This is a genomic window from Roseibium sp. ROS1, from assembly GCF_054658215.1.
Genome location: NZ_BAAGIG010000003.1, coordinates 79,371 through 94,944 on the forward strand (window position 1 = coordinate 79,371; position 15,574 = coordinate 94,944).

The window sequence follows — 15,574 nt, forward strand, 5'->3', positions numbered from 1 at the left end:
AAACTAATTATGTTTCCAACGACCTATATATGGAATGTTTACAAAAAATCGCCACAAAGAGTCATTCAAACGAATAAAGCGAGTATTTTTCTTAAATTCTTTTGGACGACTACCGCGCCGTTTTCCTTGCCAAATTTCGGAGTCAGCCTCCGAAGTAGCAACGTGCGAGACAGGGAAGGGTTGAATCCCGAAACTCTCAACGCCGTGACTCCAAAACCTATCCAAATGAACATCAACCGGTTCGTACCAAACTTCAGCCTTACTAATCAGCTTCTTTGCAGCAAGAGGTGAAAGAGCATATGACGATGTCCCGTGCGGACCTCGCTTAAAACGAACGATTTTCAGTTCTCTTATTTGCTCGCAGATCGCATATTTTCTGATTTTGTGTCCGGATAAACGGAGGAGACCGTATTCGTGAATTTTTTGAACAGCAAGCTCATATGCTGAATTGAAATTAAAGTTGAACTCAATGTCATCTTCTAAAATCAGAATTGGCTTATCTTTTTCAACGCAGAGCTGCCAAAGAAGGAAATGACTGGCATAACAACCAAGTTCCCCAGGTGCGAGTTCGAACCCATAATGCTTTAGCGCAGAGCGCTCACTATATCTTACAAACAGGGGGTGATTTTCGATTCGACCATCAACCGCATCAAAAAACTCGTAGGGAATGTTCAATGCGTCAAGTTTCGTAGACATTTCAGATCTACGTTTTTCTGATCGCTCCAAGTTTACAACATATGTGTCTATTGTTTTGGGCTGTTTCATTCGATGCGACCGTGCCATTTCGTTAATTGCTACCAACTAATACCTTTCGACAACGGCTCATACATAACACTTTCTTCACACAAAGGTTACACTGAAATATGGATGTCACCAAATAGCGTTCGTAACCGAAACATTTGTTGAAAACGCCATTTTAACGTGTCGTAGAATGGATAGTCGATCATATTTCTTGGTTATGTATAAAATTTGCAGTCGCGCTAAGGCCTAGTCTAGGAAATTGCTTCAGGCGTTAGTTGTGTGCAATCATCCTCCGATAATAACATCAAACTCAACGCTAGGAAGATTTTTCGCAATGCTAAGCTGGATAAAACGTCTATTTCTTATCCGTAAACAATCTTCACTTCAAAGCTCGAAGAATGAAGCGCCGCTTACAGAAGTAAAACGGTGGTTTCGGGATAAGGGAGATGAGACATTGAGATTATCATATCCACTTAATGAGGATTCAACCGTATTTGATTTGGGAGGGTTTCAAGGTGACTTTGCAAACCAAATCAACATTCGGTATCGTTGCTACGTTTATTTGTTCGAGCCTAGTGTTGAGTTTTTTGAGAAATGTGAAAAAAGGTTTACTCAAAACTCAAAAGTACATTGTTTTAATTTTGGACTATCTGACGAGAACGGTCGATTTACCCTCTCCAATGAAGGTGATGGCTCATCCATACTACATAAATCTGACACGAATAGCATCGAAACTGTGACTGTTAAGAAATTTTCAGATGTTTTCGACTCTTTACATATCAAGAAAGTCGATCTTATAAAGATAAATATAGAAGGTTCTGAATATCAACTTCTAGATCACATGATTTCGTCGGGATTGATCGAAAAATTTGAAAATATACAAGTACAGTTTCATGACTTTGTAGATAATGCAAAAGAACTTCGGAACACGCTCACAGAGAAACTTTCGAAAACACATCATAGAACATGGTGCTATGAGTTTGTTTGGGAAAATTGGCAGAAAAATTCCAACTAATCCAATCGAACTGTTTTTCTGTAAACAGCATTTGGCTACTCGCCCAATAAATTTACAATCCTACGCGATAGGCGTTTACGATATCGCTTGAGAGTTGAGGTATTCTTTATAAAAAACTTTTCCGAATCAAGTTTTTTGTAACCTCCGGATTCATCTTGATTTAATGAGATGGCTATTTTGGCCAGTACAGAAAACAAATTGTGTTCAAACAAGACTCTTCGCCTACTTTCCTTTAATAGACTTTCGGATTCTTCGGCTAAACTCGAGTTAATAATATGCTCTATTTTCAAAATAGATTCTTCCGTATCTCGAATGTCGATTTTTGATACTGCGCCTTCTGGGAAGTAGTCATCTACGTTTGGACAACCGTGATATATTGGGTATGTCAGAGTTAAGAAAGGGTCTGAGAGTTTTTCGGTCCAATAATCTAAGATTGCGCAATTTTCTAATGAGATATGATATTTATACTGTGAAAGAGCTTCCATTTTATCTGTAAACGAACAAATGTTCCGGCCAAAATAGTCAATTCTATCTCCGAAATGAGACTTAAGAGCGTCCACAAAGCGCAATCTCGCTCTATGTTCCTCCGTAAACGCCTTATCTGACGAAATTACAGAGATCAATTTAGATTTCTTAGGTTGGTAGTCACTGAAAAAATCGAAGGTAAGTGGAACATTACTTAATCGGTTGAATTCGCTCCAAACACCAACATGCCAAGGCAATCCAGGCTGCTGATATACAGCATTTGGGTGTTGGCTAGTCTTGTCAGTCGTCACGATGAGATCAAATTGTCTCAAGAACTTCGAAGAATATACTTTCACGTTCTGAGGTTCTGAAGCTATAAACACGCATTTTCGAGCTTTAATTTTACCACAATATTTTATTGGCAATGCATCAAACACAAAAAGTATATCACAATTTTCCAAATTATTGGAAAAATCAAAATAAACATTGTTCCAGATTGGTTCTAGATTGGGAAATTGACGCGTCCAAACCCAATTTTCCGACGAAGACACAAAAGCTGCTTTTATCAACAATATCTCCGCAAAGGTTTGAGGACAAAACCGCTACGATAATTCGCGGACACTTCGATTAGCTGTTTAATATTACGATTCTCAAACATATCTAGAGAACCAAATCTCATTTCTTGAATTGCAAATTACAACTCTCTGCAAGAATAAACTAAATTTGACCGTTAACAACCGCAGTTAGAACCCGATCCAAGACTTCAAATTCATCCGATAGCGAGAAGTGATGATTCCCAATGAAGAAACCATTTTGATCAAGATCATTTGCATTTTTGAGCTCGCCATGAATTGAATAGTCAAACCACTTCATCGTTTGGTTTTTTGTAAAATTACCGGCGACGATAGGGCGTACTTCGATACCTGACTTGTTCATTGCAGCAATGATCTGCCCTCTATCATAGCCCATGTCTGATTTGACGGTGAATGCGAACCCAAACCAGCTGCTCTGGCCAATTTCCCGTTGAATTCTCAGGGATGGGTATTTTTTCATCAAATCACGAAATTTTTCAGCATTTCTCCGACGCTCAAGCACCATATCTGGAAGCTTCTTGAGTTGTTCGAGCCCTATTGCGCCACTCATCTCCAAAGGGCGTACATTGTAACCAGGTAAAATGAACCGGAACGATTCCTCGAATGGATTATCGCTCATTGGGGCGACATGATTTTCTTTTGGTAAGTTACGCGTCCAACCGTGTGCACGAAGGCAAAGAAGAATATGATATAGTTCTTCGTCGTCGGTAGTGATCAAGCCACCTTCCATTGTGGAGATGTGATGGCTGAAGAACGAACTGTAACTTCCCATGAGTCCGAACGTACCAGCTTGTTTGCCATCAAAAAGTGCACCTAAAGACTCGCAGTTGTCTTCTAGTAGCAAGATGTCCCTGCCTTCGACAATTTTGTTTATAGCTGTGAAGTCATTGGGATTTCCGAGTAGATTTACAACCATGATGACTTTAGTTGCGGGCGTGATTGCCCCTTCCAACTGTTCCAGGTCGTAATTCAGAGTTTCAGCGTCGACGTCAACGAACCTAAGTTTCAGCCCATACTGATAAAGGGGATAGTAGGTGGTACTCCAGGACACTGCGGGGACAATTACTTCCGTGCCCGGCAGAATGGGTGCGTTCGACCTATATCGCAACGCCGCAACCATGAGCAAATTTGCAGAAGAGCCGGAATTGACCATGACTGCATGATTACTGCCTACAAATCTTGCAAATTCCTGTTCAAACTCAGCGACTTTTTTCCCCATTGTGAAAATGCCGGACTCAATTACTCGCTGAAGCGCCTCATATTCACGCTCGTCCCAGGTTGTACTTGCAAGTGGGTAATTCATTTCATTCTCCAAGGGACAGGAAATATTCGTAGGTCTGGCGAATACCGTCATTCAGGCTCGTCTTGGGCTTCCAGCCCATTTCGGACTGCAGGCTGACATCTAGCAATTTTCGCTTCATGCCTACCGGCTTGGTCAGATCATGCGTAAATTTGCCGGAATAGCCTATAACATTAGATGTTATTTCGTAGTATTCATTAATGGTGAAGTCTTTTCCAACACCAACATTTGCTACCGTCGGCAGCTTCTCAAACTTACCCAAGAAGAAAACTATTGCGTCCGCCAAGTCCTCTGCAAACATGAATTCTCTGCGTGCTTCTCCTGTTCCCCAGATCTCAACCGTTTTGTTTTTGGCAACTGTTGCCTGATGAATTTTGCGTATGACAGCAGGGACCAAATGGGAGACAGCAGGATCAAATTTATCGAAGCGTCCGTACAAGTTGCATGGAATTATTGTTCTATATTGAAACTCTGGCGTTTCACGAACGATGTATTCGCAAAGCCTTGCAACGGCACACTTGGCAAGAGCGTAGCCCTCATTGGAGGGTTCCAATGAGGCGCTGAGAACTTGAGCTTCTTTGAGGGGCGTGTCCTGATCCTTGGGATACATACAAGAACTGCCGATATTCAGGAGTTGAGGAACACCTGCAGACCGAGCAGCCGTAATCAAGTTGCTGCCCATATTCCAATTGTCGGTCAAAAAGCGGACTGGGCTCGCGATATTGGCTTGAATTCCGCCAACGACGCCGGCGGCGTGCACAATGATGTCCGGCTTCTCTCGCTTCAGAAAAGCTTCGGTTTGGTCGAAATCCAGAAGATTGAGTTTCGAGCTGTCGGGAGCAATAAATTCAAAGTTGTCGGGTCGCTCATGCGCGAGCAAATTCTTCCCAACCATACCGGAACCGCCGGTCAGCAAAACTCTTGGCATTATAGTCTGAATCCCTGAAGCATTTAAGGCTAAGGCTTCATTTCCCGAAGATCGCTTGTAACCATTTCCGAAATGAGATCGCGAACACTTCGATCATGCTTCCAGCCCAGTCTTTCGAATGCTTTCGTGGCATCACCAAGTAGTAGATCGACTTCGGTCGGACGGAAGTACCGAGGGTCGATCTCAACAACAACCTTTCCGGTTGCCGCATCGATCCCTTTTTCATCTACCCCGAAGCCTTGCCAATCTAACGCGATATCCACTTCAGAGAATGACCAATTAACAAAATCACGCACCGAGGTAGTCTTGCCCGTCGCCAGAACATAATCATCCGCCTTGTCCTGCTGCAGCATCAGCCACATGCCGCGGACGTAGTCTTTTGCATGCCCCCAGTCACGTTCGGCGTCCAGGTTGCCAAGGTAGAGCTTGTCCTGAAGGCCCAGTTTGATCGCGGCGGCGGCGCGGGTGATCTTGCGGGTCACGAAGGTTTCGCCGCGGATCGGGCTTTCGTGGTTGAAGAGGATGCCGTTGCTGGCGTGCATGCCGTAGGCTTCGCGGTAGTTGACGACGATCCAATAGGCGTAGAGCTTTGCCGCGGCATAGGGGCTTCTTGGATAGAAAGGAGTGGTTTCCGACTGCGGAACTTCCTGTACCTTGCCGTAGAGCTCAGACGTGGAGGCCTGGTAGAAGCGCGTTTTCCCGCTCAATCCAAGAAGCCGGATGGCCTCGAGCAGGCGCAAGGTACCGAGGGCGTCCGCGTTTCCAGTATATTCCGGGGTCTCAAAGGATACCTGAACGTGGCTCTGCGCGGCGAGGTTATAGACCTCGTCCGGCTGCGTTTCCTGCATGATGCGGATGAGGTTCGTGGAATCCGTCATGTCACCATAGTGCAGGTGCAGCTTCACATCACGGTCGTGCGGGTCCTGATAGAGATGATCGATCCGTCCTGTGTTGAACGACGATGACCGTCTCTTGATGCCGTGAACCGTATAGCCTTTCTCTAGCAGCAGTTCTGCGAGATAGGCGCCGTCCTGGCCAGTGATCCCCGTGATGAGAGCTGTTTTTTGCATCGGACTCTTTTGTCTCAATCCAGTTCCGTGAGAGCTTCTTCAAGAAGCAATGCGGACGTGAGTTTCATTTCTGCGGCGCTGGTGTTTGAGAGAGTTCGCAAACGGTGGGTCATTCGCTGGCGTCCGACCGGCACCTCAATTCGCACCGAAGATTCCGGCGTTATAGTCGGTTCCAAAATCAAAAGAAAGAGAACCCTGACCTCCGAGTGCTTTGAACATGCACTGGCAACAGCAAAAGTCATAATGATATGGCAGCGTGCAGGTCAAAGATCGCTGGCGTTCGAGCTGATGGCTTGGCATAACCGCGACGGCAACGAACCGCCAGGCGAATTCAGGCGATTTCAAGTACGGGTGGATTAACGGTGGTCACTTCCGGCTTCATTTGCAGACAGGTTTGATGACAGACGCAGTGAAAATCGACGTACTCCTCGTTTCGGGGGCAAGGCCTGCGCTGTTGGAGAAAACTCTGGCAAGCTTTTCACAGCGGTTGTTCAGGCATTTCGAGATCGGAACGCTTTACGTCAACATCGATCCCTTTGAAGGCGGACCTGTGGAGGTTGATGCCAGCGAGGAGATCTGCAAACAGCATTTCGCCAATGTCGTCACCCGCAAGCCTGACAAGCCTCACTTTACAAAAGCAATCCGCTGGCTCTGGCGACAGCCGGTTGCGGACTGGTGCTTCCACCTGGAAGACGACTGGGTGCTGAACCGGGATGTCCGCCCAGAAGAAGTCAATAAGGCAATGACACGCGACGTTCGCCAGATCAGCCTGATGACCCGGGAAAAGAACTGGGGCTACCGGTCCTTCTATCATTATGAACCCGGCCGCAGGACATTCCTCGGAATGGATCTCGGCAAGGGTCTCAACAAGAAGCGGCCGATCTTCGGAACCAGCCCCTCCTTCCTGCGCAGCGATTTCGCCGCAAGATGTGCCGAGCTGATGGATGAGACACTCGATCCGGAAAAACAGCTGAACTACATGAACCCAGACCTGAATGCCTTTACCGCACAATTCAGGAACAGGTTCATCGGCGCGCGGCGCGACTATGTGGCGATCGACATCGGCCGGGAACACCGCGATGCACTTGGGATAACCAAGGAAGTTATCGATGGAAACAGTGTCTGGAACCGGACAGAGTAAGGCGCATCTTCTAGCACACAAAATACTGTCGCACTGAGGTCAGCTGAAAAAGACGTTCCGTGTTGCCGGCGTTTCGAAATCGAAGCCGAACAGTTCGATTTCGGTTTTGTACCAGTCGGCGACGATCCCGATATTCCTGTCGGTGTAGAATTCTCCCTGGTCGGCACGGGCATTGCGGGAGATATTGCGCTGTTCGAGCGTGTCATCTGCCCCAAGATATCTTGCCAGTTCCGGACCCAGTTTTTCCTGACGCAGGATATTGACCGCAACCTGCCCCCTCTCGTCGATCACATAGTCGCTTTGCGGGTACCAGCCGAGCGAGGCGCGGTGCCAGAAGAAATCAACCTTGCCCCACTCGTGGCGCGTCTCCAAAAATTCCTCGAACCCCTTCACCGTCAGATCGAATTCCGCCTCGTGGGATCCGCTTGTCTGCAGGTAGAACTTGAATCTGGAAAAAGTCCGTGCCCAGGGGTTGCGAACAACCGCAAAAGGCACCGTGCCAGCACGCACCGAAAGGTCGATATCCCGCAGCCGGGCATGTTCGTAGCCCGGATGAAGCCCGCGATCCTTCATGAAGGTCATCAGCGCGTTTGCATAAGCCTTGCTTTTCAGGCGGCGCCGGTTGGCAAGAACCAGATTGCCTTCCAGCGCCTTGGCATGGCGCACCGACATGCCGCCGTTCTTGGGAATGTGGACGAGCAGGTGTTTTTTCGGCACCAGCCCCAGCCTGGCAGGCGCGAACTTGAGGAAATTCTTGAGCTGGTATTCGTCCATGCTGTCCGTCTCTTGAAAGCCGTGCCCCACGCCTTCCCGCACCTTGCACGGCTGACGGAAAGACGTCGTTTCAGCCTGCTGCCGGGCGCGGCGACCGTCAGCGCCTGAGGTCGATCTGGTGGTGCCTTATCCCAATCTGCCAGGACTGTCCATTCATCGGCTCGCCGTCCAGATTGAACTGCACGGGCTGCTGGGTCTCGATTTTCAGATTGCGCACCTTGCGCTGGATCGGGCCGCCGTTGATGTCGTCAACGCCGCTGTCCAGCAGCACCGACAAAAGGTCGATGACCTTGCCCGACTGCGGGAAGGGAACGATGGTCAGATCGAGGAAGCCGTCATCAAGCTTGGCATCGGGGCACAGCCGAATGCCACCGCCAGCGCGGCGGCCATTGCCCACGGCGAGGGCCAGGAACGAGCCCTCCCAGGAGAAATCGTCCGCCTCGATACGTGCTTCGCAGGCCGAAAGTTCCGAAAACCGCTGCAGACCTGTGAAGAGATAGGCAGCCCCGCCAAGAACGCGCTTCAGGTTCGGGTCGGTCTGTGATGTCACCTGTGAACCAAAGCCGCCAGTTGCCATGTTGATGAATACACAGCCGTTGACCTCGCCAATGTCGGTCGGTTTGGCGGAGGCGCGCACGGCAAACCGCAGGCAGGAGGTGATGTCCGCCGGGTCAAGGCCAATGTGATTGGCAAAGTCATTTGCCGTTCCAAGAGGCAGAACCGCAAATGAAAAGGGAGGCTTTTCCCCTTCGGGCAAATCATGCAGGGCCGCATCCAGAACCTCGTTCAAGGTGCCATCGCCTCCGCCGCTGACAAGCGTGTCGATCCGCTCGCTCTCGTGATCGCGCAGGGCATCGCGAACCAGTCTCTCGACATCGCCGGCCTCATAGGTCACGCGGACGGAGACATTGTGGCCCATGGACCGTACGGCCTCCACCGCACTGCGGACATCGTCGCGGCCGGCGGACTTGCCATTGAGGATCAGGCGCAGATGGTGCTTTTCCAATTACGTCTCCTTGTCCCTGCTGCTTTGCTACACGAGCAGGGAAAATTGCCACCAGGCATGGCAGCAGATCATAACCCGGGGCCGGGCTATGGCAGTTTGAAAGCGGGACTGGTCTCTCCGAATGGTGCCTTTGAGCAAAACGCCGGCAAGGTGCAATCGTTCCGCCGAAAAGTGGGCCATGTGCCCACCGGTTTCAATTTCTGCCGATCGCTAAAAAGTCGGGACCAAGGGAACCGTCGTGCCGGACGCACTGTCTTGACGCCTGCTTCAGCCCGGCAGCATGGTTTCCCGGCGCGTCCGTGCGGTGCGGGCTTCCTCCATCAGCCATTTTCGGAATGCAGACACCACCGGCCGCATCGTCCGGCCCTCCGGATAGACGAAATAATACGCCGTCTGCTGTGACAGGGAGAGGTCGAAAAGCCGGACGAGACGTCCTGAGGCCAGTTCCGCCTCGACGAAAAAACGCGGGATCAGCGCGGCTCCGGCGTGGTGGATCGCAGCCTCGGAGATCATGACGAACTGTTCGAAACGCGCGCCTTGGAAGGCGGCATCTGTTTCCACGCCTGCAAGATCAAACCACTGCCGCCAGGCAAGCGGACGTGTTGCAAGCTGCAGGCGCGGCACGCGGGCAAGATCGGCAGGTGTGCGGATCTGGTGCCGATCGCGAAACACGCGTGAGGCAACGGGGATGACTTCCTCGTCGAACAGCCGCTCGGCGATCGCCCCTGCCCAGACCGGGTCGCCGTGGTGAATGGCGCCGTCAAACGGCTCCTCGTCAAAATCGAACGGCTGCAGGCGCACACTCAGATTGAGGCCTGCGTCCGGATACCGGCGCCCGAAATCGGCAATCCGCGGAGCCAGCCAGCGGGTGCCAAAGGTCGGCAGTACCGCAAGGTTGAGAACGTCCGCACTGCCGGCATAGGACATCACCTGCCGCGTGGCCGCGGTCATCTGTTCCAGCGCCCCTCGGATGTCGTGAAGGTAGATCCGGCCTGCGTCGGTCAGGACAATGCGCTGGCGAACCCGCCGAAACAGCTCGACGCCCAGCCTGTCTTCCAACTGGCGAACCTGCTTGGACACTGCGCCCTGCGTCAGGTGCAGTTCCTCCGCGGCGCGGGTAAAGCTCAGATGCCGGGCGGCACATTCGAACGCGATCAGCGTGTCTGCCGGCGGGACGAAGGCGCGCCGCATGGCAAATTCCCCTACTTCATTCCATTTTGTCATGAATGATGGACGAGGTTTCGCTTTTACGCAAACGGATTTGAGGCAAGACTAGAGGAAATAGAATGACCCTGGCCGTCTAGCGGCCGCACATCATTGGCCGGATCACGGCCTGGGAGACACGACCATGAACGCACCCGCGAATGTTAAGTCCTCACCGGCCGGTGGCGGCTCCTTCGACTGGCAGGACCCGTTTCACCTGCGCGAACAGTTGAAGGAAGACGAACAGCTGATCCAGGATACGGCTCGCGCATTTGCCCAGGAAAAGCTGCTGCCGCGCGTCATTGAAGCCTACCGCGAGGAAAAGACCGACCGGGGCATCTTCAACGAAATGGGTGAACTCGGCCTTCTGGGCGTCACCCTGCCGGAAGACTACGGCTGCGCCGGTGCATCCTATGTCGCTTACGGCGTCGTTGCCCGCGAGATCGAGCGTGTCGACAGCGGCTATCGCTCCATGATGAGCGTGCAGTCCTCGCTGGTCATGTACCCGATCTATGCCTACGGCTCGGAAGAACAGCGCCAGAAATACCTGCCGAAACTGGCGAGCGGCGAATTTGTCGGCTGCTTCGGCCTCACCGAGCCCGATGCAGGTTCCGATCCGGCCGGCATGCGCACCCGCGCGGAAAAGATCGACGGCGGCTACAAGCTGACCGGCTCGAAGATGTGGATCTCGAACGCTCCGATCGCAGATGTCTTCGTCGTCTGGGCGAAGTCGGAAGCTCACGACGGTGCCATCCGCGGCTTCGTGCTCGACAAGGGCATGAAGGGCCTCACCGCACCGAAGGTCGGCGGCAAGCTTTCCCTGCGTGCCTCCATCACCGGTGAAATCGTCATGGACGGTGTGGAAGTGGGTGAAGATGCCCTGTTGCCGAATGTTTCCGGCCTGAAAGGCCCGTTCGGCTGCCTCAACCGCGCACGCTACGGCATTGCCTGGGGCGCCATGGGCGCTGCAGAAGACTGCTGGACCCGCGCCCGTCAATATGGCCTCGACCGCGAACAGTTCGGCCGCCCGCTGGCCCAGACCCAGCTCTTCCAGAAGAAGCTGGCGGACATGCAGACCGAAATCACGCTCGGCCTGCAGGCAGCGCTGCGTGTCGGCCAGCTGTTCGACGCCGGCAAGGTGGCGCCGGAAATGATCTCGCTGATCAAGCGCAACAACTGCGGCAAGGCCCTGGATATCGCCCGCCAGTCTCGTGACATGCACGGCGGCAACGGCATCCAGGAAGAATACCACATCATGCGCCACTCCCAGAACCTGGAAACGGTCAACACCTATGAAGGCACGCATGACATTCATGCGCTGATCCTCGGCCGTGCACAGACCGGCCTGCAGGCGTTCTTCTAAGACCCTGAAGTCATGACATTTGACGCGGGCGGCCAAGCCGCCCGTCTCTCGTTCGGTTCTCTTGAAAAGGGTTTGCGTCAGCAGGCCCGTTGTTTTTCCTGACAGCGCTTGAGGAGGCTCCATGGCGGACCAGACTGCGGATGTCGTCATCGTAGGGGGAGCCGTCATGGGCTCGTCCGTCGCCTGCCACCTGGCCATGCGCGACGATTTTTCCGGACGCATCGTCGTTATCGAGGCGGATCCCGCCTATGAAACCTGCGCCTCCGCGCGGTCGGCAGCGTCCATTCGCCAACAGTTCTCCAGCGCCATCAACATCGAGATTTCGCTTTACGGCATCCGCTTTCTGCGGGAGATCGGAGCAGCGCTCAACGTGAACGGCGACAAGCCCGCGATCGATCTTCACGAGGGTGGCTACCTGTTTCTGGCAACGCCCGACAAGCTCAATATCCTTCAGGAAAATCACCGCCTGCAGCAGCAGCTCGGCGCGGACATCGCTTTTCTTGACCCGGACGGTCTCAAGGCGAAGTTTCCCTGGCTGGAGGTTTCCGACCTTGCCGCAGGCTGTCATGGCGTCACAGGCGAAGGCTGGTTCGACGGCTACGGCCTGATGCAGGCCTTCCGCAAGAAGGCCCGGTCGCTGGATGTCGACTACATTGCCGCAAAGGCCAGGGTGGCATCCGACGGCAATGGCGGCTGGAGCGTTGAGCTATCGACGGGCGAGAGACTGTCGACACCTGTCGTCGTCAACTGCGCCGGAGCTTCCGGCGGAGCCGAACTATGCCGTCAGGCCGGAATGGACGTTCCGATCGTTTCCAAAAAGCGCTGCGTCTTTACCTTTGAATGCAAGGACAAGCTGGAGCGTTTTCCGCTGCTGATCGATCCGAACGGCACCTATGCGCGCCCGGAAGGCACCGGCTACATCTGCGGTTCGGCGCCACCAGAAGATCGCGATCCGGACTGCCACGATTTCGACCTCGATTATGGCCTTTTCGAAGAACATATCTGGCCGACACTGGCAACGCGCGTTCCCGCTTTCGAGGCAATCCGGCCGGGGGCTGCCTGGGCCGGCTGCTATGACATGAACCTCTTCGACCACAACGCCTTTGTCGGCGCAGTGCAGGGGCTGGACGGGTTCTATCTGGCACTCGGGTTTTCAGGACATGGCCTGCAGCAGTCACCCGCAGTTGGACGCGGCCTTGCGGAACTGGTCGTGACAGGTGGCTATCAGACCCTGGATCTCTCGCCGCTGGCGTTCGACCGGCTGGCTGCCGGAACACCGATTATCGAAAAGAATGTGGTCTGACCGCCTGAAGCTTACTCGGCCACCAGCAAGGGCGTGACAGGTCCGTCCTCGACCTTGCTCGTCTGGACGCTGGATACCTTGGGCAGGGCCAATGGATTGGCGGGGCTGATCTCCGCCTTTTCCGGTGCCGCGTCAGGCGTTTCTGCCGAAATATCGTCAGGGATTTCTGCCGCGCCTTCCGTCAATGCTTCGGCATTGTCGGTGACCGGACCAGCGCTGCTGCTGCTGTCTTCAGCGTCCGTCGTCTCCACCAGAGGCTCTTCCACCGGCAAGGGCAGGCTTTCAATCTGGTTCTGACCAGATGAAGCACCGCCCACCGACGTCCAGTCCACCAGCCGCGTCATTGCATCCTGCAGGACGGCCGTCAGACGGGCCATTCGCACCTTGTCCGGCTCGAAAGGCGGTGACTCATGGCGCAGGTAAGAGCGTTGTGCCAGTAGCAACGTCATCGCATGCAGGCCGCGGTCCGGTCGACCGAACGTATGGGTGATGAAACCACCCTGGGTCTGCTCATCGACGCTGACCGTATACCCTTCCCGCCCCTTGAACGAGCCGACCAGCACATTGCGCAGGTCCGGATCACACGACTTTCCGCCCGCCGTGCCGATACTGACCAGCGGCAGTCCATTTTCGGTAACGCCCTTGATGTTCGAACGCATGGACTGGCAATCCAGCACGATCACCTTGCGATGACTTCGCAAAAGCCGGTCGATCTGGCGGCGCAGGGCCTTGTGGAAGGGCGTATAGAAAAGCAGCGTGCGTTGTTCGATCTCGGTCGGGCCAGGCTCTTCGCCTTCCTGATAGATGCGCTTGCCATCCAGCGTGGTGGCGGGACACAAGGCGCGCGTCGGATCCTGCGCAGCGCTGACAGGTGTCTTGGGATCGCGGTCCAGATCGACAACGTAGCGGGAAATGGTGGAGCGCAGCACTGTCGCGCTCAACTCTCCGTGAAAGTCGAACACGCGTTCCAGGCGCCAGGCGAGATCGGCCTGAAGACGGCCCGTGGCGTTCAGTCTTTTTTCGACAGCGTTCGGGATCTCCGTGCCCGAATGGGGCAGGCAGACAATCAGCGGGCTTTGTCCTTCTTCAACCAGGATCATGCTGCAACGCCTAAACGACGAGACCAAACGGCCTCTAACTTGGAGAATTTACTTAACGGAAACAAGACATTTTCTTTACAACCAGAAGACACGTAACCACACCCGCGACAAGGCATGGTCGAATAGATCATTGTTTCCAGCAGCTTGCCAACCCTTATTGCCTGCACCGCTTCTGGGTGAAAGCCGTTTCCGGTCCGAAGCTCTCTTTCCCACACTATTTCGCGGTCGCACAAACAATCGTATCGCGCATGTTAATCCGGCGAGCTGACCAACTGGCGTCTTGACGGATGCCTGCAGGCGGGCAATTTTCACAGCAACACATCTTTCGGCGGCCAAGGCCGTCCCATCCCCTTCCGTTCAGGATCTGCCTTCAAACGAGGACCCGGCCATGACGCTTCGCAATGGCAAAGAATTTCTGATGATTCCAGGACCAACCAATGTGCCGGAGGAAGTCCTGCGGGCCATGCACCGGCCGGCGGTAGACATTTATGAAGGCCCTTTGCTGGAAACGACCGGGTTCTGCCTGCACGGTTTGCAGCGTCTGTTCCGGACCGAAGGCAAGACCTACATCTACGCAGCCAACGGTCATGGAGCATGGGATGCCGCCCTGTGCAACACGCTGAAGCGTGGCGACAAGGTGCTCGTGCTGGAATCCGGCCGCTTTGCCCTTGGCTGGGGAGAAGCTGCCAACGTGCTGGACCTCGATATCGAGGTTCTGCCGGGTGCCTGGGACAAGGGGGTCGACCCTGCCCACCTGCAAGAACGGCTGAAACAGGATACCGCCCACGAGATCAAGGCCATCCTGGTGGTTCAGGTCGATACGGCCTCCGGGGTCTGGAATGATATTGCCGCCTTGCGCAAGGCGATCGACGCAGCTTCACACCCTGCCCTGTTCATGGTCGACACCATTGCCTCGCTAGGCTGCATGCCGTTCGAGATGGACGCCTGGGGTGTCGATGTGGCGCTGACGGGATCGCAGAAGGGTCTGATGTGCCCGCCAGGCCTCTCCTTTGTTGCCGCCGGCCCGAAAGCCGACAAGGCACATGAAACGGCGGAGCTGCGGACCAACTACACTGACTGGACTTTCCGGCAAGGGCCGGAGCACTACCAGAAATACTGCGGAACCCCGCCCGAGCACCTTCTGTTTGCCTTTCACAAGGCTCTCGATCTCATTTTCGAGGAGGGGCTGGAGAAGACCTGGCACAGGCATGCCCTTCTGGGCGAGGCAACCCGGCGGGCCGTTGCGGTCTGGGCGGAAAAGGGCGCGGTCGACTTCAACATCACCGACGCGCATGCCCGCTCGAACTCCGTCACCGTTGTGCGGTTCAACGAAGGCGACGTGGCAGCGCTAAGGACCTTTACCAAGGAAGTCTGCGGCGTCACCATCGGTGGAACGATCGGTGAATTGTCCGGCAAGGGCATCCGCATTGCCCACATGGGCCACGTCAACGCCGTCATGCTGCTCGGCACGTTGTCATCCATCGAACTCGGCTTCCAGAAACTGGGCATTCCCCATGGGCGGGGCGGAGTGCAGGCGGCGATGGATTACCTGGCTGAGGCTCTCTGAGAACG

15 protein-coding genes are annotated in these 15,574 nt (G+C 53.7%); 6 read left to right on the plus strand and 9 right to left on the minus strand.

The window, feature by feature from the left end; genetic code table 11:
- Nucleotides 1-3: 3 nt before the first annotated feature.
- Nucleotides 4-765, minus strand: coding sequence for a glycosyltransferase family 25 protein (locus ACYQ6M_RS16565; protein ID WP_460074679.1), 762 nt, complete (start codon nucleotides 763-765; stop codon nucleotides 4-6).
- 310 nt (nucleotides 766-1,075) lie between these two features.
- Between ACYQ6M_RS16565 and ACYQ6M_RS16570 the strand changes: the two genes are divergently transcribed.
- Nucleotides 1,076-1,756 (plus strand): FkbM family methyltransferase, encoded by a 681-nt coding sequence (locus ACYQ6M_RS16570; RefSeq protein WP_460074680.1) that lies wholly within the window; start codon nucleotides 1,076-1,078, stop codon nucleotides 1,754-1,756.
- Nucleotides 1,757-1,791: 35 nt separating this feature from the next.
- On the opposite strand, the gene ACYQ6M_RS16575 is transcribed toward ACYQ6M_RS16570, so the two are convergent.
- The 4 genes from ACYQ6M_RS16575 to gmd form a co-directional block, all read right to left on the minus strand.
- Nucleotides 1,792-2,790, minus strand: coding sequence for a glycosyltransferase family 10 domain-containing protein (locus tag ACYQ6M_RS16575; protein ID WP_460074681.1), 999 nt, complete (start codon nucleotides 2,788-2,790; stop codon nucleotides 1,792-1,794).
- Between the two features lie 148 nt (nucleotides 2,791-2,938).
- Nucleotides 2,939-4,117, minus strand: coding sequence for a DegT/DnrJ/EryC1/StrS family aminotransferase (locus tag ACYQ6M_RS16580; RefSeq protein ID WP_460074682.1), 1,179 nt, complete (start codon nucleotides 4,115-4,117; stop codon nucleotides 2,939-2,941).
- Nucleotide 4,118: 1 nt separating this feature from the next.
- On the minus strand, nucleotides 4,119-5,042 hold the full coding sequence (locus tag ACYQ6M_RS16585) for a GDP-L-fucose synthase family protein (RefSeq protein ID WP_460074683.1): 924 nt from the start codon (nucleotides 5,040-5,042) through the stop codon (nucleotides 4,119-4,121).
- Nucleotides 5,043-5,071: 29 nt separating this feature from the next.
- Entirely contained in the window at nucleotides 5,072-6,112 is a 1,041-nt protein-coding gene (gmd, locus tag ACYQ6M_RS16590; protein WP_460074684.1) for a GDP-mannose 4,6-dehydratase, read from the minus strand.
- 57 nt (nucleotides 6,113-6,169) lie between these two features.
- Here gmd and ACYQ6M_RS16595 point away from each other — a divergent pair, with 57 nt between their 5' ends.
- Nucleotides 6,170-6,472 (plus strand): hypothetical protein, encoded by a 303-nt coding sequence (locus tag ACYQ6M_RS16595; RefSeq protein WP_460074685.1) that lies wholly within the window; start codon nucleotides 6,170-6,172, stop codon nucleotides 6,470-6,472.
- 37 nt (nucleotides 6,473-6,509) lie between these two features.
- Nucleotides 6,510-7,253 (plus strand): hypothetical protein, encoded by a 744-nt coding sequence (locus tag ACYQ6M_RS16600; protein WP_460074686.1) that lies wholly within the window; start codon nucleotides 6,510-6,512, stop codon nucleotides 7,251-7,253.
- Nucleotides 7,254-7,292: 39 nt separating this feature from the next.
- Here the strand turns inward: ACYQ6M_RS16600 and ACYQ6M_RS16605 are convergent, their stop codons facing one another.
- The 3 genes from ACYQ6M_RS16605 to gcvA form a co-directional block, all read right to left on the minus strand.
- Nucleotides 7,293-8,027, minus strand: a complete 735-nt coding sequence (locus tag ACYQ6M_RS16605; RefSeq protein ID WP_460074687.1) for a hypothetical protein — start codon at nucleotides 8,025-8,027, stop codon at nucleotides 7,293-7,295.
- Between the two features lie 97 nt (nucleotides 8,028-8,124).
- Nucleotides 8,125-9,033, minus strand: a complete 909-nt coding sequence (yegS, locus tag ACYQ6M_RS16610) for a lipid kinase YegS (RefSeq protein WP_022999229.1) — start codon at nucleotides 9,031-9,033, stop codon at nucleotides 8,125-8,127.
- A 267-nt stretch (nucleotides 9,034-9,300) separates the two neighbouring features.
- Nucleotides 9,301-10,224: a transcriptional regulator GcvA gene (gene gcvA / locus ACYQ6M_RS16615; protein ID WP_022999230.1), complete on the minus strand. Its 924-nt coding sequence runs from the start codon at nucleotides 10,222-10,224 to the stop codon at nucleotides 9,301-9,303.
- 157 nt (nucleotides 10,225-10,381) lie between these two features.
- Between gcvA and ACYQ6M_RS16620 the strand changes: the two genes are divergently transcribed.
- Both ACYQ6M_RS16620 and ACYQ6M_RS16625 read left to right on the plus strand, forming a co-directional pair.
- Nucleotides 10,382-11,599, plus strand: a complete 1,218-nt coding sequence (locus tag ACYQ6M_RS16620; protein ID WP_228931793.1) for an acyl-CoA dehydrogenase — start codon at nucleotides 10,382-10,384, stop codon at nucleotides 11,597-11,599.
- A 121-nt stretch (nucleotides 11,600-11,720) separates the two neighbouring features.
- Nucleotides 11,721-12,902, plus strand: a complete 1,182-nt coding sequence (locus tag ACYQ6M_RS16625; protein ID WP_460074688.1) for an NAD(P)/FAD-dependent oxidoreductase — start codon at nucleotides 11,721-11,723, stop codon at nucleotides 12,900-12,902.
- An 11-nt stretch (nucleotides 12,903-12,913) separates the two neighbouring features.
- Here ACYQ6M_RS16625 and ACYQ6M_RS16630 read toward each other — a convergent pair whose 3' ends face one another.
- Complete coding sequence (locus tag ACYQ6M_RS16630) at nucleotides 12,914-14,002, minus strand: N-formylglutamate amidohydrolase (RefSeq protein WP_460074689.1); 1,089 nt, start codon at nucleotides 14,000-14,002, stop codon at nucleotides 12,914-12,916.
- 388 nt (nucleotides 14,003-14,390) lie between these two features.
- On the opposite strand from ACYQ6M_RS16630, the gene ACYQ6M_RS16635 reads away from it, so the two are divergent.
- Entirely contained in the window at nucleotides 14,391-15,569 is a 1,179-nt protein-coding gene (locus ACYQ6M_RS16635) for a pyridoxal-phosphate-dependent aminotransferase family protein (RefSeq protein WP_460074690.1), read from the plus strand.
- Nucleotides 15,570-15,574: the final 5 nt, after the last annotated feature.